The sequence below is a fragment of the Chitinophaga sp. MM2321 genome, from assembly GCF_964033635.1.
GTDB lineage: Bacteria > Bacteroidota > Bacteroidia > Chitinophagales > Chitinophagaceae > Chitinophaga.
This window is the reverse complement of sequence record NZ_OZ035533.1, coordinates 5,442,770-5,468,546: the sequence shown is the minus strand read 5'-3', so window position 1 is coordinate 5,468,546 and position 25,777 is coordinate 5,442,770. Positions and strand designations below refer to the sequence as shown.

The window sequence follows — 25,777 nt, the reverse complement described above, 5'->3', positions numbered from 1 at the left end:
AGTGGATACCTTTGTAATAAGGAAAAAGAAGACAATGACACCAATCAGTTGCAAAGTAGAAGGGATGCATTGCACCAATTGTGCACTCAGTGTATCGAAGTACCTGGAGAAAAAAGGGATGCAGGACGTACATGTCAGCTTCGCTACAGAAGAAGTGAGCTTTGTGGCGCCCGCAGAAACCGATTCCAAAGAAATTCTGGAAGGGATCAACCAGCTGGGCTACCGGGTGGTGCATCCGGATGATGCGCCGGTGAAGGCCTCCTTTTTCTCGACCCTCTCCTTTAAATTCTTTTTCTGTCTCCTGTTTACCTTCCCTTTGCTGTTGCATATGTGGGTAAGCTGGTCGTGGTTGCACCAGCCATGGGTGCAGTTTGGGCTTACCCTGCCGGTATACCTGGTAGGTATGTGGCATTTTGGGCGTAGTGCTGTCCGTTCTATCATGAATGGGATGGCCAATATGGATGTACTGGTATCACTCGGCGCTTCGGCTGCTTTTGTATACAGTTTCGTGGGTACGGTGGTTTATGGCAATCCGGATTACATGTTTTATGAAACTACGGCGGCTATCATCACCCTGGTTTTCCTGGGTAATATGCTGGAAGAAAAGTCAGTGAAACAAACCACTACGGCTATCGCTGAACTGGCCGGTATGCAGGTCACCACCGCAAGGCTGATCAACACGGATCACGGACATGAACATATCAATGAAGTAGATAACCGGATACTTCGCCCCGGCGACTGTGTACTGGTGAATACCGGTGATAAGATTCCCATGGATGGAACAATCTACTGGGGTAGCGGACATGCCAATGAATCCATGATCACCGGTGAAAGTACGCCGGTAAGCAAACAGGAAAAAGATAAAGTAATCGGGGGCACTCTCCTCGAAGATGGCAGCATAAAAGTATATATCACCGCTACCGGAAAGGATACGGTACTTTCTTATATTATTGAACTGGTAAAGCAGGCGCAGAGCGACAAGCCACCCATGCAACGGCTGGCAGACCGGATCAGCGCCATTTTTGTACCGCTGGTACTGGGTATCGCCTTGATTACTTTCCTGGGCTGGTACTTTATAGGACACACTACGCTGGCTACTGCCATGATGCGGAGTGTAGCCGTACTCGTTATTGCCTGCCCCTGTGCTATGGGACTGGCTACACCGGCTGCTGTGATGGTAGGACTGGGGCGTGCCGCCCGGAATGGCATCCTGATTAAAGGCGGCCATACGCTGGAAATGTTCAAGAACATCAAACAGGTGGTATTCGACAAAACCGGTACACTGACTACCGGCAGGTTGCAGCTGGGCGCCTATGAGCATCCCGGTATGCCTGAAGACGATTTTAAGAAGATTGTATATAGCCTGGAAAAATATTCTTCCCACCCCATTGCCCGCTCTATTGCTACCCTGTGGAAAGCCGCCGGGGAAGTGCCTTTACAGCAGGTACGGGAACACAAAGGGCTGGGTATGCGCGCCAAAGACAGCAACGGAAATGAGTGGCAGCTGGGTTCTTTCAAAATGACGGACGGACTGGCCACAGATGATAGTCATAGTCTGTACCTGGTAAAGAACGGGCAACTGGCCGGCTGGATCGACTTCATTGATGAAGAAAGACCGGAAGCCGCCAAAGTAATCCAGCAATTACAACAGGCAGGTATCAAATCAATTTTACTGAGTGGAGATACCCACCGCAAATGTTATGAACTGGCAGAGAAGCTGGGTATTACCGAAGTGTATGCCGAACAATCACCGGAACAGAAGCTGCAGCAGATCGATCGCTTCATGAAAATAGCGCCTACCGCCATGGTGGGTGATGGGATCAATGATGCGCCGGCACTGTCCAAAGCAACAATCGGTATCTCTCTCAGCGACGCCACCCAGGTGGCGATGCAAAGTGCGAATGTAGTATTGCTGAATAATAATCTCGGCACCCTGCCGCTGGCACTAGGACTGGGTAAACATACTTATCTCACTATCAAACAAAATCTTTTCTGGGCATTTATTTATAACGTGGTAGCGATACCGGTAGCAGCCCTGGGATTTCTAAACCCCATTGTGGGCGCCGGTATCATGGGCCTTTCAGATGTAGTACTGGCCATCAATTCTGTCAGGCTGCGTTATAAAAGCGTTCATCGCTAATGGCGATTAGTGCGTCCTAAATAGTAAATTGCGAACGCACCATACATGATGACGATTTGAGTACACCCGTAGCTATACTGCAACAGTACTGGGGATATGACCAGTTCCGCTCTTTACAGGAAGATATCATTGATGCTATCCTGGCAGGGCAGGATACCCTTGCTTTGTTGCCAACCGGCGGTGGTAAATCTATCTGCTTCCAGGTACCGGCTATGATGAAACCCGGTATGTGCCTAGTGATAACACCGCTGATCGCATTAATGAAAGACCAGGTAGCCAACCTTAAAAAAAAGGGAATTTCCGCCTATTCTATCTATTCCGGTATGCCCTACCAGGAAGTGGAAAGAGTGCTGGAATCCGCCCGTCGTGGTGGTTGCAAGTTCCTGTATGTATCTCCGGAAAGATTACTGAGCAAACTTTTTCAGACCTATTGCGATGGGCTACCGGTGAACCTGATTGCAGTAGATGAAGCGCATTGTATTTCGCAGTGGGGATATGATTTCCGTCCTGCTTACCTGCAGATAGCGGATATCCGCAGTTTCTTTCCCGGCACGCCGGTGCTGGCGCTTACGGCGTCTGCAACGCCTAAAGTGCAGACAGATATCTGCGATAAACTGCTGATGAAAGATGCGAAAGTCTTCACCAAAAGTTTTGCCCGCTCCAACCTGTCTTACAGTGTACTTGAGGAAACCACTAAAATTGATAAAGTAAAGCATATCCTGGACCGCGTGCCCGGCTGTGGGATCATCTATTGCCGCAACCGTAAACGCACCAAAGAAATAGCCTCCCTGCTGGAAATGCAGGGCATTGCTGCCAGCTATTATCACGCGGGCCTGCCACAGACCGAACGTGCTGCCCGGCAGGAAGCCTGGATCAACAATGAAACACGCATTATGGTATGTACCAACGCTTTTGGTATGGGTATCGATAAACCTGATGTGCGTATCGTGGTGCATTATGATATGCCCGATGGCCTGGAAGCATACTACCAGGAAGCCGGCCGCGCTGGTCGCGATGAACAGAAAGCTTATGCGGTGCTGCTGTATAATGAGCATGAACTAACGGACATGCACGAACGAATTGCGCTGCAATTCCCCACACTGGAAGAGATCCGTGAAGTATACCAGGGCATTGTAAACTACCTCCAGGTGCCCGTTGGCAGTGCGGAAGGGATGTATTTCGATTTTGATATCAACGATTTTGCGAGAACATTTCAGCTCAACCTGACGGTGGCCTATAGCGCCATCCGCCTCCTGGAACAGGAAGGTGTACTGCAACTGAGCGAAAGCGTTTTTCTACCCTCCCGCATAGAATTTATTACAGATAAAGAATCGCTGTATGCATTTGAAAGCGCCTATCCTGCGCTGGAAGAGATCATCAAAACTTTACTCCGCACCTACGAAGGTATCTTTGATCATTCGGTACCAGTATACGAAAGACAGATAGGCCGGATTATGCTGATGGAAGATGACGACATCGCTGCACAGCTGCACCAGCTTCATCAGTACGGTATCCTTCGTTATCATGCCCGCCGCGATGAACCGCAGCTATCTCTCTTGCAGGAACGGGTATCTGCGCAGCATTTGCGAATCAATATGGCGAGGATAGAGGTGCGCAAGAAAGTATATACAGACAGGCTGCTGGCTATGTTTGCCTACGCCCGTAACAGGGATACCTGTCGTACACAACAACTGGTAACCTATTTCGGGGAAACAGACAGTACACCCTGCGGTGTGTGTGATAGCTGCCTGAATAAAAAGGCCAGCCCATTGGATGCCGCTGCATTCAAGCGTATATCCGATAACGTTATCTACCAGTTGAATGACCAGCCTTTATTATTGACAGAATTATTAAGCAGGATGCCTGACGTGAGGAAAAGCGACCTGCTGGCCGTACTCCGGTTCATGAATGAAGAGGGACTGCTGAAAAGAGATGCGGAAGGAAGATTAACAGCAGCTTAAACTGATAGCTCAGTTTAGGCTGCTGTCAGTTTTTTTATAGTGCTACTACTTTTCCTGTTTTGCTGCTTTCAACGGCCGCTTCAATTACGCGTATAACCTTGATCGCATCCTGTGGTGGTACAGGGTTGGCGGCATTGTTGACCAATGCTTCATAGATACCCTGGTAGTAATCCATGTAGTTACCGTTCGTACCGGGTAAGTATTGTTTTACGATTTTACCATTGATTTCGGTATGCAGTAAACCCCATTCGTGTGGTGCTTCTGCGCCCCAGTCAGGACTGTTGGGAAACAAGCCTCTTTGAAGTTGTGCTTCCTGGATGTCTGACTTTGTTTTGATAAAGGAACCGATGCGGCCATGCAGCTGATAAGCGGGTAATGCTTCGCGTACGAGGTAGTTACATTTAACGCGCACACGTAGTTTATCGTAGTAGAATACCAGTTCAAAATAGTCATCTACTACAGAGTCCTTACGGATGATCCGGATATCTGCCCATATGGATGTTGGGGTACCGAATAAAGTGAGCGCCTGATCAATCAGGTGGGAGCCCAGGTCGTAGAGTGCGCCGGTGCCGGGTAATCCGCCTTCTTTGTGTTTCTTGTAGCTCAGTTCTTCCTTGAAGCGGTCGTAGTGAATTTCCGCTTCGAGTATATCTCCCAGTAATCCATCATTGATTACCTGTCGTACTATTTTGTAATCGCTGTCATAGCGGCGGTTATGATAAACGCTGAGCAACAGTTTTTTCTCTTCGGCAAATGCGGCGAGTGTTTTACCTTCTTCAGATGTTACGGTGAAGGGCTTTTCTACAATCACGTTCTTGCCTGCTTCCAGGGCTGCTTTTACATAATCGAAATGCGTGTAGTTAGGCGTGTTTACTACGATGAGTTGTAGTTCCTTATCTGCCAGCATGTCCTCTACGCTCGTATATACTTTAACGTTAGGGTAGCGTTGTTTCGCTATATTTTTACTTCTTTCTACAACGGCTGCAAATTCAAAGCCCGGGTTTACATGCAGAAAGGGTGCATGAAAAATTTGTCCGGACATGCCAAAGGAGCAGATGCCCGTTTTGATAATTTTGCTCATATTTTTATTGTTTGAGATACCGCCTGGCCACAGTTGGACCAGGTATGATTATATGTTAAAACCAACTCTTTTTACTGCTTTTTCCACCAAGCCCCAGTGCACCCAGCAGGCTGCGCGTGATAATGTTGGCGGCCGTACGGCCAGCCTGTTTCATAGCGGAGCTTTCCAGTACCTGTTCGAACATGCCTTTTTCTTCTTTGCCTTTACCTGTTTGGGCGGCTGGTGCAGCGGCTGTTTTCTCCGCAGCGTCCTGCAATTTCGCTGTCAGTATTTCATAGGCGCTCTCGCTGTCAATTACCTGGCTGTATTTTTTCACCAGCTTGGAATTGTTAACAAGACCGTCTATTTCAGCGGGTGTTAATACATCCATACGTGACCGCGGCGAAGTGAGCATGGTGGCTGCGAGCGGAGTAGGCACCCCTTTTTCATTCAGGCAGGTAATGAGGGCTTCCCCGATACCTATCTGCGTGAGCAGGTCATCTGTTTTGTAGAAGTCGGACAGCGGATAGTTCTCTGCTGTTTGTTTGATGGTTTTACGATCATTGGCCGTAAAGGCGCGCAGGGCGTGCTGTACTTTTAAACCCAGTTGTCCCAGTACAGATGCGGGAACATCCATCGGGTTTTGCGTACAGAAGAAAATGCCTACGCCTTTGGAGCGGATCAGTTTTATGATGGTGTCTATCTGTTTGAGCAGTGCGTCGCTGGCTTCGTTGAAGATCAGATGTGCTTCATCTATAAACATAACCAGCTTGGGTTTGTCCATATCACCTTCTTCTGGAAGGGTGGCATACAACTCCGCCAGCAGGCTAAGCATGAAGGTGGAAAAGAGTTTCGGGCGATCCTGGATATCATTTACACGGAGTATGGAGATCATACCACGGCCATCATCGCTGATACGCATCAGGTCATCTACTTCAAATGATTTCTCTCCGAAAAATAATTCGGCGCCCTGTTGTTCCAGTTCTATGACTTTACGCAGGATGGTGCCGGTGGAGGTGGTAGATATTTTCCCATAGTCCTTTTCCATGTCGGCTTTACCTGCATCACTGCAATACTGTAATATTTTCTTGAAGTCTTTCAGGTCGAGGAGCGGTAGTTTGTTGTCGTCGCAATATTTAAACAACATGGCTACCAGGCCGCCTTGCGTGTCGTTCAGCTCCAGTATTTTAGTGAGCAGGACAGGTCCGAATTCACTAACGGTAGCGCGTAAACGAACACCTTTTTCCTGGCTCAGAGACAGCAGTTCAGAAGGGTAGGCCGCTGCGCTCCAGGTGCCACCTATTTTCTGGTATCGTTCTGCTATTTTGGGGTTGTCGGTGCCGGCGGCAGCAATGCCACTCAGATCACCTTTGATGTCCATCAGTAGTACGGGGACACTGGCATCGCTCAGACCCTCGGCAATGATCTGTAGGGTCTTTGTTTTACCGGTACCTGTGGCGCCGGCAATCAGCCCATGACGGTTCATCATTTTCAGTGGCAGGAATACATCAGCGCCGGTCACTACTTCACCATCCAGCATAGCACAGCCCAGTTTGAAATGCTCGCCTTTAAATGTATAGCCGTTCTTTATAGACTCCAGAAATGCATCTTTATTGGCCATGGTGTGAATTTTTTATGAAGATAATAAAAAGCATGGTGTGATTCCAGCCCTAGAGATTTTTTGATTTTGGAATTTTTTGATTTTGAGATTTGAAATGCAGCGGAGATTTATATTGATGATCTCCGCTGCATTTCAAATCTCAAAATCAAAAAATCTCAAAATCAAAAAATATTATTAAAGCTCGCTCAGCGCAAAGGTATTGCCTGCACGGATGCCTTTTTCTGTTTGTTGCAGGACGCAGCATTCTATAGCCGGATCGTGTTCAAAAAACAGCACATATTGTTTGTCTGCCGCTTCCTGTAAAAAGCTTTTCTTTTCGGTGAGGGTGGTCAGCGGAAACATATCATAAGCCATTACATAAGGCAGCGGGATATGTGCCACAGAGGGCAGCAGATCAGCCATATAGACAATCGTTTTATCACGGTAGCTGATCTGTGGCAGCATCATGGCATCTGTATGTCCATTGGCGAAGCGGATAGAGATATTATCCGTAAAAGAGATACCCTCGGTATGGTCAATAAATTTAAGCTGCCCACTTTCCTGTATGGGCAGGATATTTTCTTTCAGAAAAGATGCTTTCTCGCGGTCATTGGGGTGTGTAGCCCATTTCCAGTGATCGGCATTACTCCAGTACGTAGCATTTTTAAAGGCAGGCACCAGTTTGTCTCCCGTTCTTATAATGCTGCCGCCGCAATGATCAAAATGGAGGTGTGTTAAAAAAACATCGGTAATATCATCCCGGTGGAAGCCATGTGCAGCGAGGGATTTATCCAGTGTGGCATCCCCGTGCAGGTAATAGTGACTAAAGAATTTTGCATCCTGTTTATCGCCGATACCATTGTCGATGAGAATGAGCCGTTTCCCGTCTTCAATCAGTAAACAGCGTGCGGCCCAGGTACATAAATTACGCTCGTCTGCCGGGTTGAGTTTATTCCAGATGGACTTGGGCACTACGCCAAACATAGCGCCACCATCGAGTTTGAAGAATCCGGTTTCTATGGTGTATAATTTCATGATAAAGAGTTTAGTATTTTAATATTTGGTTATTCAGGTATTTAAAAAATAACTAAATACCTGAATAACCAAATGCTTAACTGATTTGTTGCTGCTTCCGTAACGCAGATATAATCCAGGTAAGCCCGATAACAAAAAACACTACCAGTGCCAGCACGGAGTTACGCATGTCATTGGTCAGGTCATCAATATACGCAAAAGAGAACATTCCTATTACAATGGATAGCTTTTCGGTAACATCATAATAGCTGAAGAAGCTGGCTGTATCTGTTGTTTCCGGCATCAGTTTCGCATAAGTGGAACGACTGAGTGATTGTATGCCACCCATTACCAGTCCTACGGCGGTTGCCAGCAGGTAGAAGTGCATGGCAGTCTGCATTTTATATCCGGCGATACAGATGCCTATCCATATGATGACAACGGCAATCAATACACGAAGATTTCCAAACCGGCCCGAAAGCCTTGCTATACTCCATGCACCGGCGATAGCCACCACCTGGATGATCACCACGGTGGCAATGAGCTTATCAGCAGGCAGGTGTAATACTTTGCTACCGAAGATGGTAGCGGCCATCATAACCGTTTGTACACCCATGCTGTAAAAGAAAAATCCCCGCAGGAATCTTTTTAGTACCGGCATCACCTTTACCTGTGCATATACTTTACGTAATTCGGTGAAGCCGTCTGTCAGGGTGCTGCCGGAATGTTTGCTTACCGTGCCTTTGCTGGTAGGTAGCCTTGCAAAGGTGATCTGTGCAAAACCTATCCACCAGATACCAACGAGTAAAAAGGTGAGTTGTACCGGCTTTACATCGTCCATACCAAATGGCTTGATCACAACGAGGGCAAAACCTATCAGCTGCAACAGCACACTACCTGTATATCCCATACTGAATCCCCGGGCACTTATCCGGTCACGGTCTTCGGGCGCTGCAATTTCAGGAAGATAGGAGTTGTAGAAAACGAGGCCACCGCAATAGCCTATGGTAGCGAGCATGAAAGCAAATACGCCTAACCCTAACGTGCTTTTATCAAAGAAATATAAAGCACAGCAGGAAACAGCTCCCAGTAGCGTAAAGAAACGCAGGAAATTCTTCTTGTTTCCCCTTGTATCTGCAATAGACGACAGGATGGGAGAGGCGATGGCTACGAGCAGAAAGGCCGCGGCCATGGTGTAGTTGTACAGGGCGGAGTTGACAAAATGCAATCCCAGGAAAGAAACATGTTCATCTGTAACCGCTAAGAAATAAATAGGGAAAAAGGTAGTAGTGATTACGAGGTTGTATACCGAGTTAGCCCAGTCATACATGGCCCAGCCATTAATCACTTTTTTACTCGCAGTCTGCATAAAGCGTACAGCTATTGGTTATTAGCCGATAACGAAGATAATAAAAGAATATTTTGGGATTTTTTGATTTTCGAATTTTGAGATTTTGTTATTTAATATCAGTGGCAGACCACCTTTGAAACCAAATAACAAAATTCCAAAATCAAAAAATTCATATATCACTTGTAGTCCGTTATATGCAGGTGGTGTTTGCACATGAAGTATTCCTGTTCATCGTTGGAGCTTACAATGATGAGGCGGTTGCCGCCATATTCATTGATCAGTTGCTGATAGAGTTGGATACCGGCAATGTCCAGGTTGGTGCAGGGTTCATCCAGCAGGAGTACCGGTACATCTGAGAAGATGGCCAGTGCCAGCTTGATACGCTGCTTCATACCGGAAGAAAAGTTGCGTAGCTGCTTTCCGGCGGCTTTTTCAAGTCCTACCAGTTGCATGGCTTTAGCGGGTGTGATGCCGGGAAGAAAGTTTTTGAACTGGAGGTGGAAGGTGATGATTTCAGTGAGGGTGAATTCTTCTACCAGTTCAAGATAAGGGGCTGCAATGGCACAATACCGGAAAAACGCATCGGGAGAGATGGGTTTTTCCGGTGTGCTGTATAAAAGGGTGCCTTCATTGTGTTGAATAGCGCCGCTGATCACCTGTAATAATGTTGATTTCCCTGAACCGTTAGGTCCCAGTATCGCATAATGTTGCCCTTCACTAAAGGTGAGGGTTACACGACGAAAAATCCAGTCGTAATTAAAGCGTTTACCGATCTGGTTAAGAGATATCGTCATTGGTACGGGAAGTATAACCTCGCATAATTCCGCGGCCGGACTCACGTATGAAGGAGAGTATTTCATCTCTTTCATCAGTAGCAGGAAATTCTGCTTCAATGATGCTGATGGCTTTGGATAATTTATATCCTTTTACAAATATCACACGGTAAATATCCAGGATATGATTGATTTTTTCCAGTGAATAACCCCTTCTTTTCAGTCCTACGGAATTTACACCCACATAAGACAGCGGCTCGCGGGCTGCTTTTACAAAAGGAGGTACATCTTTACGCACCATGGAGCCACCTGTAACAAAGGCATGATCGCCTACTTTACAAAATTGCTGAATGGCCACCATACCCGCCAGTACTACGTTATTACCAACGGTAATATGACCGGCGAGGGTCGTGTTATTGGAAAATACGCAGTAGTTACCTACTTCGCAATCGTGTGCAATATGGCTGTATGCCATGATCAGGCAGTTATTGCCGATGATGGTCTTCCATTTGTCTTTGGTGCCACGGTTAATGGTCACATATTCACGGATAGTAGTATTGTCTCCTATTTCCACCGTTGTTTCTTCACCCGCAAATTTCAAATCCTGGGGGATGGCAGCAATGACTGCTCCCGGAAAGATGCGGCAGTTTTTGCCGATCCGGGCTCCTTCCATGATAGTAACATTGGAGCCAATCCAGGTGCCGTCGCCGATTTCTACGTTTTTGTGAATAACGGTGAACGGATCAATTTTTACATTAGGCGCAACTTTGGCGTCCGGATGTATGTATGTAAGCGGGTGGATCATTGCTGTGATTTGCCTTCTCTTGTTTTTATAATTTGTGCTATCATGTCGGCTTCCGTCGCTACTTTATTGCCAATGAAAACCGTTCCCCGCATTTCTACAAGACCTCTTCTGATAGGGCTTAACAGCTCCATTTTCAGTATCATGGTATCTCCCGGAACAACTTTCTGTTTAAATTTACAGTTGTCGATTTTCAGAAAATAGGTATCATAGTTCTCCGGATCAGGAACGCGGTTCAGCGCCAGGATACCACCCACCTGCGCCAGTGCTTCCAGTTGTAATACACCCGGCATTACAGGGTTTCCAGGAAAGTGACCCTGGAAAAAGTGTTCATTAAAGGTAACATTTTTGATTCCTACCACACGCTCTTCACCCAGTTCGATGATTTTATCTACCAGCAGCATCGGATAACGGTGCGGCAGCGTTCTTTCAATACGTGGGGTGTCAAATACAGGTGGCTGGTTAGGGTCGTAAACAGGTACGTCCTTATTGTGCTTGTGCTTTTTGATATATGCCTTGATCTTACGGGCAAACTCCACGTTGGAAGCATGACCGGGACGGTTAGCGATGATATGTGCCTTGATAGGATAACCAATCAGGGCCAGATCGCCGATTACGTCCAGTAGTTTATGACGGGCAGGTTCATTCGGGAAACGCAGCTCAATGTTATTGAGGATGCCTTCACGTTGTACGGCAATGGTTTCGCGGTTAAAGGCTTTTGCCAGGCGCGCCATATCGTCTTCATTCACGGCCCTGTCTACGACTACGATAGCGTTGTTGATATCGCCGCCTTTGATCAGGTTGTTGTTCAACAGGTATTCCAGCTCATGCAGGAAGCAGAAGGTACGGGAAGAAGCTATTTCTGACCGGAACGCCTCAATCCCCTTCATTTTAGCGTGCTGGGTGCCCAGTACAGGGGAGTTAAAGTCGATCAGGCAGGTAACGCGGTAATCCACGGCAGGCAGTGCTACCATTTCCACTTTTTTCTGCTCGTCGTAATAGCTGATGTTGGTATCTATGGTGTAATAGATCTTTTTTGCGTCCTGATCCTGGATACCGAGTGCTTCAATTGCTTCAATGAAAGGCAGGGAGCTGCCATCCATGATAGGAATTTCGGGGCCATCCAGTTCTATCAGTACGTTGTCCACACCGGTACCTACCAGGGCCGCCAGCAGGTGTTCTACGGTGCTTACGCGGGCGCCGTTATGTTCCAGCGTGGTGCCGCGTGCCGTATCTACTACATAGTCTACATCCGCTTTAACAACTGGCTGGTTGGGCAGGTCTGTACGTTGGAATTTAATACCAAAACCGGGCGATGCCGGTTTCAGGATCATGTTTACACTGGTGCCTGTATGCAAACCCACACCCGAAATGCTGATATCGCCTTTCAGTGTGTGCTGATTTTGCATCTGTTGATTTTCAATCATATTAACTAATATATAACTGTTTTATCTTCAATATGTTACACACCTGCCCTTTCCTGGAGCAGTTGTCTAACCATTTCTTCCAATTCCTTTACTCTCTTTTCAAGGTCCGGCAAATTTCTAAAAATTGCCTGACTTTTTAGGGAACTTTTATAATCGTACGCCGGAGAACCGGTAAGAGAGGTGTTAGGAGTGGTGACAGACTTGGACAAACCGCTCTGTGCATTGATCTTGGTGCCATCCGCAATATGGATGTGACCCACCATACCTACCTGTCCGCCGATCACACAGCTCTGGCCTATTTTTGTACTGCCGGAAACGCCTGTTTGCGCTGCTATCACGGTATTGGTGCCAATGTCCACATTATGCGCTACCTGGATCAGGTTATCCAGTTTCACACCTTTGCGGATCACGGTAGATCCCATGGTAGCCCTGTCGATAGTTGTATTAGCGCCTATTTCCACTTCATCATGGATCACCACATTACCGATCTGGGGTACCTTTTTATAGGAGCCATCCGGCTGCGGCGCAAAGCCAAAGCCGTCGCCACCAATTACACAACCTGCATGCAGGATCACCCGGCTTCCAACAATACAGTTATCGTATACTTTCACACCGGGATATAATACCGCGTCGTTATTTACGATCACATTATCGCCGAGATATACGCCAGGGTATATTTTTACGTTGTTGCCAAGCACTACATTTTCACCGAGGTATGCAAAAGCACCCACGAAAACGTTGTCTCCCATCTTTACAGACTGGGGAATATATGATGGCTGCTGGATACCGGATTTGTTACCGGTCAGGTAACGGTATTGTTCCAGCAGCAGGGCGAAGCTGCTATAAGCATCTTTCACCCGGATAAGGGTAGCATGGATAGGCCGCTCTATCACCAGGCTTTCATTGACGATCAGAATGGAAGCATTGGTGGTATATATGAACTCTTCATACTTAGGATTGGCAATAAAACTGAGCATCCCTTCACCAGCCTCTTCGATCTTGGCGATGTTGCTCACTTTAACGTCCGGATTTCCCTCCAGCTTACCATCTAACATGGTAGCTAACTGTAATGCGCTAAACTGCATAATTTAAATTTGTAATGTTTTCCAGGCTACTCCGGATTGTATAAACTTATTCTTTAACATCTTAATGTTTAAGAAAACGTTGTTAGCCTAGATTTTTGGATGACAAATGTAGAATTTTTTTACCGGTATAGCCAGCGTATGACTAATCAGTGCATTGTCGATGGAGGAAATGTCTTTTACAGTTCCATCTTTAAAAAGGATATTGATCTTTTCATCGTTTACATTATAGGCCCGCAGGGAGGCTACATCTGAAAACACGAAATAATCAAGATCGGTTTGCTTTATGTCCCATTTTTGTGCCACCTGTTGCCGAAGGTGGTCGAGGATGCTGGTGTCAAACGGTTCATTATTAAGTACCACTTTGAATAAATCCCTGTTTATTAGCCATTTACACAATAGCGACAATACGCTGTCGCTATGTGTGGCCCACACTTTTATTGCACCCATCAGGTCATAGTCGTCCAACATGCAAAACAAACGCAGGCAATCCGGCTCCCGCTCAAAATTGTTTTTGGTAACGGTATTGTACAGAAAATATTCCAACGCAGGTGAACAGAACAGTTGTTGCCCGTCCTGTGCCAGTGCTTTGGCCCTTACCAGTATCTTTACCAGCATGTTTTCCGCACTCAGCACCGTTTTATGCAGATATACCTGCCAGTACATGAGGCGGCGGGCTATAATAAACTTCTCTATTGAATATATACCTTTCTCCTCCACCATCAGCTCCCCGTGATGTACGGTGAGCATTTTTATAATCCGGTCGTACCCGATAGTACCTTCGGCTACACCCGTGAAAAAGCTGTCGCGGTTCAGATAATCCATCCGATCTACATCTAACTGGCTGGAAACCAACTGATGCAGGAATTTCTTATGATACCTGCCATTAAAAATATCGAGGGTCAGCGACAAGGCGCCATCCATCTGTTTATTCAGGTCCTCCATCAGCCACTGGGATATTTCCTCGTGAGACACCCCCTCAATAATACCATTCTCCAATGCGTGCGAATACGGACCATGCCCGATATCATGCAGCAGAATGGCCATTTTGGCGGCTACTTCTTCTTCTGTGGAAATTTCCACGCCCTTGCTTCTCAACTCCTGCAGCGCCATCGTCATCAGATGATACGCACCCAGGCTATGATGAAAACGCGTATGCATAGCACCAGGGTACACAAGATGAGCCAGCGCCATCTGGTGTATACGGCGAAGCCGCTGGTAATATGGATGGGAAATGAGGTTAAAAATCAACGGGTGATCTATGGTAATAAAGCCATACACCGGATCATTAACAATTTTTCGCTTGCGTTCGGTCATTGCATCAAATTAATCAATCTGGGATGTTATCGCATCCTAAATCCTAAGTGCCAATATGCAAAACTACACTATGAATTAATTATATGTATTTTTTTTACTTATAATGACGCTTTTAATCTTCTAAACCCCTATTACAGTAAAAAAACAGTTGGTAGGTTACAGGTATGAATGGTCGTGTGTGCGAAGGTAAATAACTTTAAGACCCGCCCCGCGTTTTGCCGCTATCATTTTAACAGGATATTTTCTTTTTAACATATAATTACCGGCAAATGATCGACGGGGAACGATTTTTGCCAAAAATAAAGGGTAATTTTCTTTTTTAGGAACCTTTAAAACGAACTATGAGCCAGATAAATATACTTTGGGTAGATGATGAAATAGAGTCTTTAAAATCACAGATCATTTTTTTGGAAAGCAAAGGTTATAAGGTATCTGCCCTTACAAACGGCTACGATGCCCTGGAATTCCTCAAAGAACAGGTAGTGGATGTAGTACTCCTGGATGAGTCCATGCCCGGCATTACCGGCCTGGAAACGCTGGGAAAGATCAAAGAGATCGATCAGCAGATCCCGGTAGTGCTGATCACCAAAAATGAAGCGGAAAACGTAATGGACGACGCAATCGGCTCACAGATAACAGATTATCTCATCAAACCCGTTAATCCTAACCAGGTATTATTATCTCTCAAAAAAATAATTGACAACAAAAGGCTGGTAGCAGAAAAAACTACCATCGCCTATCAACAGGAGTTCCGCTCCCTGTTTATGGCGCTCAGCTCCAACCCCGACTATAATGAGTGGATGGACATCTACAAAAAGCTAGTTTACTGGGAAATGGAAATGACAAAGGCCAACAGCCCCGAAATGCTGGAGGTATTCCAGACCCAGAAAGCCGAAGCCAACACGGAATTTGCCAAATTTATCAGCAGAAACTATTCCGACTGGCTGCATCCAAAGGCAAAAGAAGCTCCCGTAATGTCGCATACCCTGTTCCGCGACAAAGTACTCCCCAACCTGGACCCGGAAGTACCCAATGTGTTTTTACTGATAGATAACCTGCGGCTGGATCAATACAAAGCCATCCTGCCCATTTTCCTGGAATCATTCCGGCTCATGGAAGAAGATACTTTTTACAGTATCCTCCCTACCAGCACACAATACAGCCGTAACGCCATCTTTGCAGGCATGTTGCCCATAGATATTGAACGGAAGTTTGCCGAAGAATGGCGGAATGATGATGAGGAAGGCGGTAAAAATATGTATGAAGAAACCTTCTTTGCCGCACAGTTGAAGCATCTGAAGATGGATCCCCGCTTTTCCTACACTAAAGTAACCAACCATGCGGATGCCCAGCATATGCTCAATAATATCCACAACCTGCTGGATTACCCGCTGAGCATCATTGTATATAATTTTGTGGATATGCTCAGTCATGCCCGCACAGAAATGGAAGTGCTCAAGGAACTGGCCAGCGATGAAACCTCTTACCGCTCCATCACCGCCAGCTGGTTTGAACACAGCCCCCTGCACCAGGCACTGAAACGGCTCAGCGATAAAAAAATTAACCTGATCCTGGCTACAGACCATGGCAGCGTACGGGTGAAAACACCGGTGAAAGTGATCGGCGACAAACAAACCACCACCAACCTGCGGTATAAACACGGCCGTAACCTTAACTACGACCCCAAGGAAGTACTGGCGTTCAGAGACCCGTCAGAAGCCGGTCTGCCAAAGCCCAATGTCAACTCTTCCTACATCTTTGCCCGCGGAGACGGGTACCTTTGTTATCCGAATAATTACAACTATTTTGTAAACTATTACCGCAATACCTTCCAGCACGGCGGTATTTCACTCGAAGAAATGATTGTGCCGGTAGCCAGGTTCGTGTCCAAGTAGTTCTCAACGTATCTTTGCGCGAACTTTTAATTATTTTTGTCAGATGAATATCAAGATCACACCGGGTAACCTTACCAAGCTGGAAAAGATTTTTGATGACGCCAAATATGTGCTGCGTTTCGAAAAAGGTACTTTTACCTCCGGCTATTGCATCCTTGAACATAAAAAGGTGGTAGTGATCAATAAATTCCTCAACCTGGAAGGGCGTATCAATACATTACTGGATATCCTGACCACCCTGCCGCTGAACGAGGAACTGCTGACAACGGAATCACACAAATTATATAAACAGATCCTCAACAGTAAACCAGTGCCGGATGCATCCGAAAACACGGATACATTGGAAGAAAATGCAGAATAGGTAAAAAAGACAAATGATATCGGGATGAAAGTTACATTTCTTGGAACAGGCACATCGCAGGGAGTACCGGTAATAGCTTGTAGTTGTGAGGTTTGCTCTTCTTCCAATCAAAAAGATAATCGTTTAAGGAGTAGTATTTTAATTGCGACGAATGAAGGAAATATTGTAGTAGATACCACCCCCGACTTCCGCTACCAGATGCTGCGTGCAAAAGTGAAACACCTGGAAGCCGTACTCATCACACATTCACATAAAGATCATATTGCCGGTATGGATGATATCCGCGCCTTCAACTATTTTCAGCGGGGCGCTATTGATATCTATGCCACTGAATTTTCACAGCATGTGATCATGCGTGAATTTGCTTACGCATTTACGGAATATAAATATCCCGGCATTCCGGAGATCAACCTGAAAACTATTGATGACCAACCTTTCCAGGTAAGCGGACTAACGGTAACGCCTATACAGGTAATGCATCACAAGATGCCGGTCATGGGTTTCAGGATCGCTGATTTTACCTATATCACAGATGCTAATTTTATAGCACCGGAAGAAAAAGAGAAAATCCACGGCTCAAAGATCCTGGTACTGAACGCTCTCCGCCGCGAAAAACATATCTCCCACTTTACGCTGGAAGAAGCCATTGCACTGGGCAAAGAACTGGAAGTACCACAGGTGTATCTTACGCATATCAGTCACCAGCTTGGGTTGCATGATGAAGTGTCGAAAGAGTTGCCGGCCGGAACGGCACTGGCTTACGACGGCCTGACGATAGAAATTTAATACCATTTAGTTTCCATTAACATACTCCTGCTTGCGGTCCTTTATTTTTGGGTAGAAATTGTTAACCCATGTGGAAGGATGTTGCAAAAGAATATTTCCGGTTCTCAAAGCGGGAACGTGCCGGTATCCTGGCCCTGCTTGTTCTGATGGTGGCTACCTGCGGCGCACCGGAGCTGCTTTTTTATTTTCAGCGTGTACCCGTTCCCGATACTACCGCATTCCGGGCAACCGTACAGGCATTTGAAGCACAGTTAACAGCGCCGGTAGCATTACCCTTGTTTAATTTTGATCCTAACACCTTGTCTGTGGCTGGCTGGCAGCAGCTGGGGGTAAGTGCGCGTACAGCAGGCACTATTCAGCAATACCTGTTGAAAGGGGGGCGTTTCAGACAGCCGGCAGATCTGCAGCGGATCTATGGCTTATCTCCTGGTTTATGCGAACGGTTATTACCATTTGTACAGATAGCAGACAGGAAATTTCCGGGAGATGACCGGCCTTTTGTCCGTAACTATGCACATAACACCTGGAACAGGCATGATAGCGCCCGCAATCAGTGGAAAGACTATAAAAGAGATAGCAGTGTGCGCAGGTATGGTCCCAGGAAAATGACAACGGGTTTCCTGGATATAAATACTGCCGATACCCTTTCCTGGCAGGCATTGCCGGGCATAGGTCCCGGCTTTGCGCGTCGCCTGGTGGCTTTCCGCGACAAGCTGGGCGGATTTTACGCTATAGCGCAGGTAGGCGAATGCTATGGCTTAGCAGACTCCACATTTCAAAAAATTCAACCTTTGTTGCGGATAGGTGATAGTTCTCTAAAAAAACTGGACCTTAACCTCGCAGATGAGAAATCTTTGGCAGCTCACCCGTACATACGCTATAAACTGGCCCGTTTGATTGTACAGTATCGCAGTGCCCACGCGGGTTTCAGACGTACAAACGAGCTCCTGAACCTGCCGTTGGTGGATGAGATTATTTATCGTAAAATTGAACATTACATTGAGATCACTTTTTAAACCTGCGCGTTATGAACTTTGAGCCTACGGATATGCAACAACAGATTGCGCAAATGATCCGCGATTTCGGAAAAACAAACATACAGCCACACGTGTTGGAATGGGATGAAGAACAGATATTCCCTGTTGCCCTGTTTAAAAAACTGGGTGAATTAGGACTGATGGGCGTTTTGGTGCCACAGGAGTATGGTGGCAGTGGTTTGGGATACCTGGAGTATGTAACCGTGATCAGTGAAATTTCCCGTATCTGTGGCGCTATAGGATTGAGTGTAGCCGCACATAATTCTTTGTGTACCGGTCATATCCTGCAATTTGCCAATGAAACACAGAAGCAGCACTACCTGCCTAAGCTGGCATCTGCGGAGTGGATTGGCGCCTGGGGGCTCACAGAACCGAATACCGGTTCTGATGCCATGAATATGAAATGCGTGGCAAAACAGGAAGGCGACGACTGGGTGATTAATGGTACCAAATGCTGGATTACACACGGCAAAAGCTGTGATGTAGCCGTTGTGATAGCACGTACCGGCGAGGTGCGTGATAGTCATGGTATGACTGCGTTTGTAGTAGAACGGGGTACGCCGGGTTTTAGTGGTGGTAAGAAAGAAAACAAGCTGGGTATGCGGGCATCTGAAACAGCAGAAATGATCTTTGATAATTGCAGGATACCAGCGGCCAATATGCTGGGAGGCGTTGGGGATGGCTTTATACAGTCCATGAAAGTGTTGGATGGTGGCCGTATTTCAATCGCAGCACTGTCACTTGGTATTGCGAAAGGTGCGCGGGATGCGGCTATTAAATATGCAAAGGAGCGTTACCAGTTTGATCAGCCTATTGCTAATTTCCAGGGGATTTCTTTTAAGCTGGCAGATATGGCTACAGAGATTGAAGCCGCTGAGTTGCTTACTATGCAGGCTGCGGATATGAAGAACCGTATGGTGCCGATGACGCAACAGGCGGCTATGGCGAAATATTATGCATCGGAAGTAGCAGTGAGGGTAGCGAATGATGCGGTGCAGGTTTTTGGAGGATATGGCTATACAAAGGATTTTCCGGTGGAAAAATTCTACCGGGATGCAAAATTATGCACCATCGGAGAGGGAACTTCAGAAATTCAGAAAATTGTGATTGCGCGGGAAGCATTGAAATAACAGGGGATACTATATCGATTTTGCAATTGATCCTGATATAATTGTAAGAAGATTGTTTTTTTAAATTAAAAAAATATACGCTACGAACCGTTCCTTGTTTTTTGACAAATAAATGAAATATTAACCCTTTAGTGTTATGTATTATTGCAAAAGGAACGTTAAATTTGGGTTAATTCATCACTCTTTACCGTTTATCAACCTTCACACAAAATCAAAGAAAGATTTGAAACAAACTTTACCCAAAAGAAAGGCACCTTAATCGGGTGCCTTTTAATAAAATAAGAGCAGCACTTCAACGTATTTTCACCAATAGTAAGAAGAGATTAAGATCTGTCATCCACGTTACGTTTTTTATCCCGTAATTCAGTGTTTATACTGATACCTGTAATTAGTATCCCTATTAGTTTTGCATCATAATTCTTTAGTATGTTCTCAAAAATTTTAAAGTGGGCCGGCATTGTTGTGCTGGGCCTTATTGTTGTATTAGTCATCGCTTTTGGTGTCTTCTCTTTCCTGTTTAATCAACATGCAAATAAGCAATACGCGATTGATGTAAGGGAGATAGAAATCCCTACGGATTCGGCTACTATTGCTGCGGGTGCGCATCTCTTCACCATTAAAGGGTGTGCGCATTGTCATGGTACGGATCTGGGCGGAAAGGTATTTGTGGATGACCCACCGATCGGGCGTTTTGCAGGTAGCAATCTTACCTATGGTAAAGGTGGCTTACCGGCGAGCTTTGATAATAAAGCCTGGTTAACCGCTATGCGGCATGGAGTGAGCCCGGCAGGTAAAACATTAATGCTGATGCCATCACCGGATTTTGTTAAGTTATCTGACCAGGATATCGGTGCTATCATTGCTTATTGTAAGGCACAACCTAAAGTAGACAGGCCTACCATCCCTTTCAAAGTAGGGCCTATGGGAAAAGTGCTGTCGGTATTAGGAAAGGTGCCGTTATTTCCCGCAGAGGAGATAGACCATACTTATAAACAACCAGCCGATGTTGTAAAAAGTGCCACAGCCGAATACGGTGAATATTTATCCGTATCCTGTATAGGTTGTCATAAGCCTTCCCTGAAAGGAGGCGATAACCCGATACCAGGCGGCGTTCCTGTGGCAAACATTACGTCAACAGGACATGTAGGCAAATGGTCGGAGGATGGTTTCATTACCGCGTTGCGTACCGGCAAAACACCGGAAGGCAAGCAACTGAAAAACGAAGATATGCCCTGGGGTATGACAGCCCAATACACAGATGTAGAATTGAAAGCGTTATATCTCTATCTGAAGAATTTATAAAAACAAAAACACCCTTCCGCATCATACGGAAGGGTGTTTTGTTTTAATTACTTTACCAGTACATCACGAAAAGGTTATGCACCTTTTTTATCTTTATTGAAGAAATCCGATACTTTATCCTTCGCATCTTCTGCCCAGTCTTCAGCTTTATCTTTTACATTTTCCAGAAAATCTCCGGCCTGATCCAGCAAGCCTTCTTTTTTCGTTTCTGTTTTATCGGACATGCCTGCAAACCAATTGTCTACAGTACCAGCAATAAATGGGGGCAGCTTACCTTTCACATATTCCTTGATCACCTCTATTGACTGAGCAGCCTGTTCAGTAGTAAGACCGGCTTTTGCCTGTAATTGTTGAATGAGTTCCTGCATAATAGTGGTTTTATTATAGTTACAAATCAGACCAGGATTAAACGGATAAAAAGATTAAACCTGATTGATCCGGGTCCTGGTCTACGCTACTTTCAATTTAATAAGCGTACTCTGTTCCAGTTTGGCCTGAGCATACTCTTTAGAAAGTACGAAAGTAGTTTCATTGGCAGAAGGCAATTCATACATTGCATCGCTCAGGACCACTTCACAGATGGAACGCAGACCGCGTGCCCCCAGCTTGTATTCCATGGCTTTGTCTACAATATATTCGATGGCATCCTGTTCAATCTGAAGATCAATATTTTCTATGGCAAACAATTTTTTATATTGTTTAACCAGGGCATTTTTAGGTTCTGTCAGGATCGCTTTCAGCGTATCCCTGTCGAGAGAGTTGAGGTAAGTAACCACCGGCAAACGGCCCAGTAATTCCGGGATGAGGCCAAATGATTTCAGGTCCTGGGAATTCACATACCGGAGGATCTGTTTCCTGCTTTCTTCTTCTTTTTCCTTGTTTACCGTAAAGCCGATAGAATGGGTTTGTACCCTTCTGCCGATGATCCTGTCAACGCCATCAAAGGCGCCGCCACAGATAAACAGGATATTATGTGTATTCAGCTTGATTAATTTCTGTTCAGGGTGTTTACGGCCACCTTGCGGTGGTACCAGTACTTCAGCGCCTTCCAGCAATTTCAGCAATCCCTGTTGCACACCTTCACCACTCACATCACGGGTGATGGAAGGGTTATCATTTTTACGGGCTATTTTATCAATTTCATCGATATAAACGATCCCTTTTTCAGCGGCTTCCACATCATAGTTGCATACCTGCAGGAGGCGGCTGAGGATACTTTCCACATCTTCACCCACGTAGCCGGCTTCTGTAAATACGGTAGCATCCACGATAGTGAAAGGAACGTTTAATTGTTTGGCAATGGTTTTTGCCAGCAGGGTTTTACCGGTACCGGTTTCGCCGACCATGATGATATTGGATTTTTCGATTTCCACTTCATCATCGCCAACCTGCTGATTGAGTCTTTTGTAGTGATTATATACCGCTACTGCCAATATTTTCTTTGCATCGTCCTGACCGATAACATATTCGTCCAGGAACTTTTTCATGTCCATTGGCTTGGCCACTTTGGGCATCACATTAGGAGCCGGTGCAGGAGCAGCATTCTTTTTGCCGGGAGCGAATAACTCCTGGTCAATGATTTCCTGCGCATTAGCCACACAGTTTTCACAGATATGTCCTTCGGCGCCCGCTATCAATATCTGTACTTCATCTTTGGAGCGGTTACAAAAGGAACAGCGAATTTTTGATTCTTTCATTTCGGAATAAATTATTTTTCGACGAACCTATCTTTTTCTTTGCCTGTAAAAAACAACATTACAGGGCTACAAATTTACGCTAAAAATCCCGGGGGATTTAAATAAAACAGTCCCGACAAGGCCGGGACTGTTAAAATATGACCGGGATTTGAAGGAATAAATCCTAAAAATCTGTTAAATCATGGTTTACTGAGGCGTATCCAGCTGTTTCTTAGGATTTTTCTGTAATACGTCATCGATGATGCCGTATTCTTTAGCTTCCTCAGCGGTCATCCAGTAGTCACGGTCAGAGTCTTTCTCTACTTTCTTGATGGTTTGTCCACAATGGGTAGCGATGATCTCGTTCAGTTCTTTTTTCAGTTTTACGAATTCACGTGCTGTGATTTCAATATCAGAAGTCTGACCTTCTGCACCGCCGTGAGGCTGGTGAATCATTACGCGTGCGTGTTTCAGGGCAGTACGTTTTCCTTTGGTACCTGCTACGAGCAGTACAGCGCCGAAGGAGGCGGCCATACCGGTACAGATAGTAGCTACTTCAGGAGAAATGATCTGCATTGTATCATAAATACCCAGGCCTGCGTAAACGCTGCCTCCGGGGCTATTGATGTACATCTGTATATCACGGGTACGGTCGGAAGACTCGAGGAACAACAGTTGCGCGGTAATTACGTTTGCCACGTAGTCGTTTACGGGATCTCCCAGGAAAATAATACGATCAGCCATCAACCTGGAGAAAACGTCCATCTGTGTCATATTCATCTGGCGCTCTTCAAGGATATAAGGAGTCAGGCTGTTGATCTGATGGCTTTTAGCATAGCTATCTACTACCAGGCTGCTGATTCCACGATGCTTGATGGCATATTTTCTGAATTCATCGTTATTAATGTTCATGATGGTGATGTTTATGAGGTAAATTAACAAAATCTTCTGCTTTGATTTCCTCTTCTTTCACGTTCACCTTGCCTTCAGCCCATTCAAACAGCTTGGCAGTGATCATTTCACGATAAGTCTGGTCTACAAATTTTTCATCCTGTAACAGGCGATCCAGGTAGCTATCCAGCCATTCTGCTCCATCAGCAGCGGCGCCACCATAATAACCCAATACTTTTTGTTTGGCACTTTCTCTCAGATCTTCGAAAGAAACTTCCAATTTATTATCACGAACCAGTTTATCGCTGATCAGCGTCCAGCGTAGTTGATGGTCGAAACTCGGGAATTCTTTTTCGGCTTCTTCGGCAGTTTTTGGTTTTTCACCACCTACCTGTAGCCAACGTTTCAGGAAATCCTTTGGTAACTCAATCGGCGTTTCATGTACCAGCACTTCAAACAGGTCGTTGTGCAGGTGGTTGCGGCTTTCGGAGTCCCAGTATTTGGCGATTTCTTCTTTCAGTTTACCACGGAAAGCTTCTTCTGTAGTGATGCTTTCGGCAGGATAAACTTCTTTGAAGAATTCTTCATTCAATTCTCTTTTATCAATCAGGGTCACTTTAGTGATGGCCAGTTTGAAATATTTTTTTGCCGCTGCTTTATCATCCGCTTCAAAGCCGAGATCTTTCAGGATCCAGCTCAGGCGCTGTTCATCAAAAGAAGTAGCGAGTTGCAATACGATGCTGTCACCAATTTTTTTGCCTTGCAGTTCAGCCTGGATAGCAGGTGTGAAGTATTTAACGAGCAGGGCGTTTTCTTTGTTGATACCACCTTCTATTACATTACCCTTTTTATCTGTTTCTTCGAAAGTAACGTTGATAACGTTGTCTTCTGAAGTAACGGTTTCAGGTTCTGTGGTTTTGCCACCTTTCAGCTGTAAACGCTGAATTTCATCGTCCACCATTTCTTCGGTAACGATTACTTTATATTTGGTGAGGGTGGTTTTATTATTTTCCAGCGGGGTAACGTTGAAAGTAGGTTTCAGGCCTATTTCAAATTCGAATGCATAGTCAGCAGGTTTGCTGAAATCGAGGTCTTTAGCAGTTTTTTCCAGGGAAATCGGTTGACCGAAGAGTTCCAGTTTTTCTGCCTGTACATAACCCATCAGTTCTTTTTCTACAGTTTTCAGCACTTCATCGCCAAAAATAGCAGGACCGTGCATCTTCTTTACCATACCTGCAGGTACCATTCCTTTACGGAAGCCGGGTATGTTCGCATTCTTGCTGAATTGCTTTACTGCTTTGTCAAAATTAGGAAGATAATCTTCCTGGCTCACTTTCACAGTGATCTTATCGTTCAATAAACCAATGTTTTCTCTGGTAACGGTTGCCATAATTTGATTTGTATAAAATGTTCTTTAAGAAGCAATAATGATTCCTTGTTTGTTTTCCTGCCATGAAGTCACCATTTGACGAAGGAATGGCAGGAGAAATAAGCTGGTAAATTAGTGAAAATGTGTCTGAACAGGCTTGCAGGTGATAATGAAGAAAGGAGAAGCGGTACTATCACATTGCCATATTGACACAATGCCACGTATATTACAATCGGACCCCTGATTCGCTTTTTAGTGTTTTTTGATAGTCTAAATCGCTGACCATAAATCACATGCAGCTATAATTTCTTTTTAAGCGTTTGTTTTTTATTTGCGCAAAGGTAATGGATATTTTGGTGTAATCTGGGCTAAAAAAGGCTGCCTCCTGCTTTTGAGACAGCCTTTTTTGTATGACAGCTTTGTTAAAAATCACAGAAGGGTATTATTTATCAGGTTTGGGGCGCCCAATAGGTACAGGAGCCTTCTTCCGCTACAGGGCCCTTGAAAAGCAGGCACCCGCCGCATTTTCTTCCTGCTACCGGAGGTTTGTAAAGATTGCACAGCTTACAATGTTTTTCAGGATCGGGCCCGCTTTCTGTGTACCCCAGCTTTTTCCTTGCTGCCAGGTCTGCTGCTGATAATCTTGTATAATCATCGCAGGAGGCCACCTCTTCTTCTTCCGTTTTCACTTTCTTGCCGCCGTTGCCGCAACCTGTCGCCAGCAACCCGCCTGCAAACAGGAGGATGCCGGAGGAACAGGCGTTTTTCAGAAACAAACGGCGCGTATACTCTTGGTTTTTCAT

General features: G+C 45.6%; 22 protein-coding genes. 8 read left to right on the top strand and 14 right to left on the bottom strand.

The window, feature by feature from the left end; all coding sequences use genetic code 11:
• Positions 1–34 precede the first annotated feature (34 nt).
• Entirely contained in the window at positions 35–2,140 is a 2,106-nt protein-coding gene (locus ABQ275_RS21255; protein WP_349315146.1) for a cation-translocating P-type ATPase, read from the top strand.
• Between the two features lie 56 nt (positions 2,141–2,196).
• Positions 2,197–4,101: an ATP-dependent DNA helicase RecQ gene (locus tag ABQ275_RS21250; RefSeq protein ID WP_349315145.1), complete on the top strand. Its 1,905-nt coding sequence runs from the start codon at positions 2,197–2,199 to the stop codon at positions 4,099–4,101.
• Between the two features lie 34 nt (positions 4,102–4,135).
• Here the strand turns inward: ABQ275_RS21250 and ABQ275_RS21245 are convergent, their stop codons facing one another.
• From ABQ275_RS21245 to ABQ275_RS21205, 9 genes are all read right to left on the bottom strand, one after another.
• Positions 4,136–5,182 (bottom strand): Gfo/Idh/MocA family oxidoreductase, encoded by a 1,047-nt coding sequence (locus tag ABQ275_RS21245; protein WP_349315144.1) that lies wholly within the window; start codon positions 5,180–5,182, stop codon positions 4,136–4,138.
• 55 nt (positions 5,183–5,237) lie between these two features.
• Positions 5,238–6,782: a helicase HerA-like domain-containing protein gene (locus ABQ275_RS21240; protein ID WP_349315143.1), complete on the bottom strand. Its 1,545-nt coding sequence runs from the start codon at positions 6,780–6,782 to the stop codon at positions 5,238–5,240.
• A 174-nt stretch (positions 6,783–6,956) separates the two neighbouring features.
• Positions 6,957–7,796: an MBL fold metallo-hydrolase gene (locus ABQ275_RS21235; protein ID WP_349315142.1), complete on the bottom strand. Its 840-nt coding sequence runs from the start codon at positions 7,794–7,796 to the stop codon at positions 6,957–6,959.
• Positions 7,797–7,872: 76 nt separating this feature from the next.
• Positions 7,873–9,144, bottom strand: coding sequence for an MFS transporter (locus tag ABQ275_RS21230; RefSeq protein WP_349315141.1), 1,272 nt, complete (start codon positions 9,142–9,144; stop codon positions 7,873–7,875).
• A 158-nt stretch (positions 9,145–9,302) separates the two neighbouring features.
• The gene (locus ABQ275_RS21225) at positions 9,303–9,920 is read right to left on the bottom strand and encodes an ATP-binding cassette domain-containing protein (protein WP_349315140.1); all 618 of its coding nucleotides are present in this window, start codon (positions 9,918–9,920) and stop codon (positions 9,303–9,305) included.
• Entirely contained in the window at positions 9,904–10,704 is an 801-nt protein-coding gene (gene lpxA / locus ABQ275_RS21220) for an acyl-ACP--UDP-N-acetylglucosamine O-acyltransferase (protein WP_349315139.1), read from the bottom strand. The genes ABQ275_RS21225 and lpxA overlap by 17 nt, the downstream gene beginning before the upstream one ends.
• Positions 10,701–12,110: a bifunctional UDP-3-O-[3-hydroxymyristoyl] N-acetylglucosamine deacetylase/3-hydroxyacyl-ACP dehydratase gene (locus ABQ275_RS21215; protein WP_349315138.1), complete on the bottom strand. Its 1,410-nt coding sequence runs from the start codon at positions 12,108–12,110 to the stop codon at positions 10,701–10,703. Before ABQ275_RS21215 ends, lpxA begins: the two co-directional genes overlap by 4 nt.
• 53 nt (positions 12,111–12,163) lie before the next feature.
• On the bottom strand, positions 12,164–13,213 hold the full coding sequence (gene lpxD, locus ABQ275_RS21210; protein WP_349315137.1) for a UDP-3-O-(3-hydroxymyristoyl)glucosamine N-acyltransferase: 1,050 nt from the start codon (positions 13,211–13,213) through the stop codon (positions 12,164–12,166).
• An 87-nt stretch (positions 13,214–13,300) separates the two neighbouring features.
• Complete coding sequence (locus tag ABQ275_RS21205) at positions 13,301–14,527, bottom strand: HD domain-containing protein (protein WP_349315136.1); 1,227 nt, start codon at positions 14,525–14,527, stop codon at positions 13,301–13,303.
• A 341-nt stretch (positions 14,528–14,868) separates the two neighbouring features.
• On the opposite strand from ABQ275_RS21205, the gene ABQ275_RS21200 reads away from it, so the two are divergent.
• The 6 genes from ABQ275_RS21200 (at position 14,869) to ABQ275_RS21175 (ending at position 21,038) form a co-directional block, all read left to right on the top strand.
• Positions 14,869–16,422: a response regulator gene (locus ABQ275_RS21200; RefSeq protein ID WP_349315135.1), complete on the top strand. Its 1,554-nt coding sequence runs from the start codon at positions 14,869–14,871 to the stop codon at positions 16,420–16,422.
• 43 nt (positions 16,423–16,465) lie between these two features.
• Positions 16,466–16,783 carry a hypothetical protein gene (locus ABQ275_RS21195; RefSeq protein ID WP_349315134.1) on the top strand — a complete coding sequence of 106 codons (318 nt, stop codon included), beginning with the start codon at positions 16,466–16,468 and terminating at the stop codon, positions 16,781–16,783.
• Positions 16,784–16,807: 24 nt separating this feature from the next.
• Positions 16,808–17,569, top strand: a complete 762-nt coding sequence (locus tag ABQ275_RS21190) for an MBL fold metallo-hydrolase (protein WP_349315133.1) — start codon at positions 16,808–16,810, stop codon at positions 17,567–17,569.
• A 68-nt stretch (positions 17,570–17,637) separates the two neighbouring features.
• Entirely contained in the window at positions 17,638–18,585 is a 948-nt protein-coding gene (locus ABQ275_RS21185) for a helix-hairpin-helix domain-containing protein (protein WP_349315132.1), read from the top strand.
• An 11-nt stretch (positions 18,586–18,596) separates the two neighbouring features.
• Positions 18,597–19,736, top strand: coding sequence for an acyl-CoA dehydrogenase family protein (locus ABQ275_RS21180; RefSeq protein WP_349315131.1), 1,140 nt, complete (start codon positions 18,597–18,599; stop codon positions 19,734–19,736).
• A gap of 426 nt (positions 19,737–20,162) precedes the next feature.
• Positions 20,163–21,038, top strand: coding sequence for a cytochrome c (locus ABQ275_RS21175; RefSeq protein ID WP_349315130.1), 876 nt, complete (start codon positions 20,163–20,165; stop codon positions 21,036–21,038).
• A 74-nt stretch (positions 21,039–21,112) separates the two neighbouring features.
• Here ABQ275_RS21175 and ABQ275_RS21170 read toward each other — a convergent pair whose 3' ends face one another.
• The 5 genes from ABQ275_RS21170 to ABQ275_RS21150 all read right to left on the bottom strand — a co-directional run bounded on the left by ABQ275_RS21170 (position 21,113) and on the right by ABQ275_RS21150 (position 25,777).
• Entirely contained in the window at positions 21,113–21,406 is a 294-nt protein-coding gene (locus ABQ275_RS21170) for a hypothetical protein (protein ID WP_349315129.1), read from the bottom strand.
• Between the two features lie 81 nt (positions 21,407–21,487).
• A complete protein-coding gene (gene clpX, locus ABQ275_RS21165) occupies positions 21,488–22,735 on the bottom strand; it encodes an ATP-dependent Clp protease ATP-binding subunit ClpX (protein WP_349315128.1) in 1,248 nt (415 codons plus the stop codon).
• A 186-nt stretch (positions 22,736–22,921) separates the two neighbouring features.
• Positions 22,922–23,626 carry an ATP-dependent Clp endopeptidase proteolytic subunit ClpP gene (gene clpP / locus ABQ275_RS21160; protein ID WP_349315127.1) on the bottom strand — a complete coding sequence of 235 codons (705 nt, stop codon included), beginning with the start codon at positions 23,624–23,626 and terminating at the stop codon, positions 22,922–22,924.
• Positions 23,616–24,995 carry a trigger factor gene (gene tig / locus ABQ275_RS21155; protein WP_349315126.1) on the bottom strand — a complete coding sequence of 460 codons (1,380 nt, stop codon included), beginning with the start codon at positions 24,993–24,995 and terminating at the stop codon, positions 23,616–23,618. The genes clpP and tig overlap by 11 nt, the downstream gene beginning before the upstream one ends.
• Positions 24,996–25,423: 428 nt before the next feature.
• Entirely contained in the window at positions 25,424–25,777 is a 354-nt protein-coding gene (locus tag ABQ275_RS21150; RefSeq protein WP_349315125.1) for a hypothetical protein, read from the bottom strand.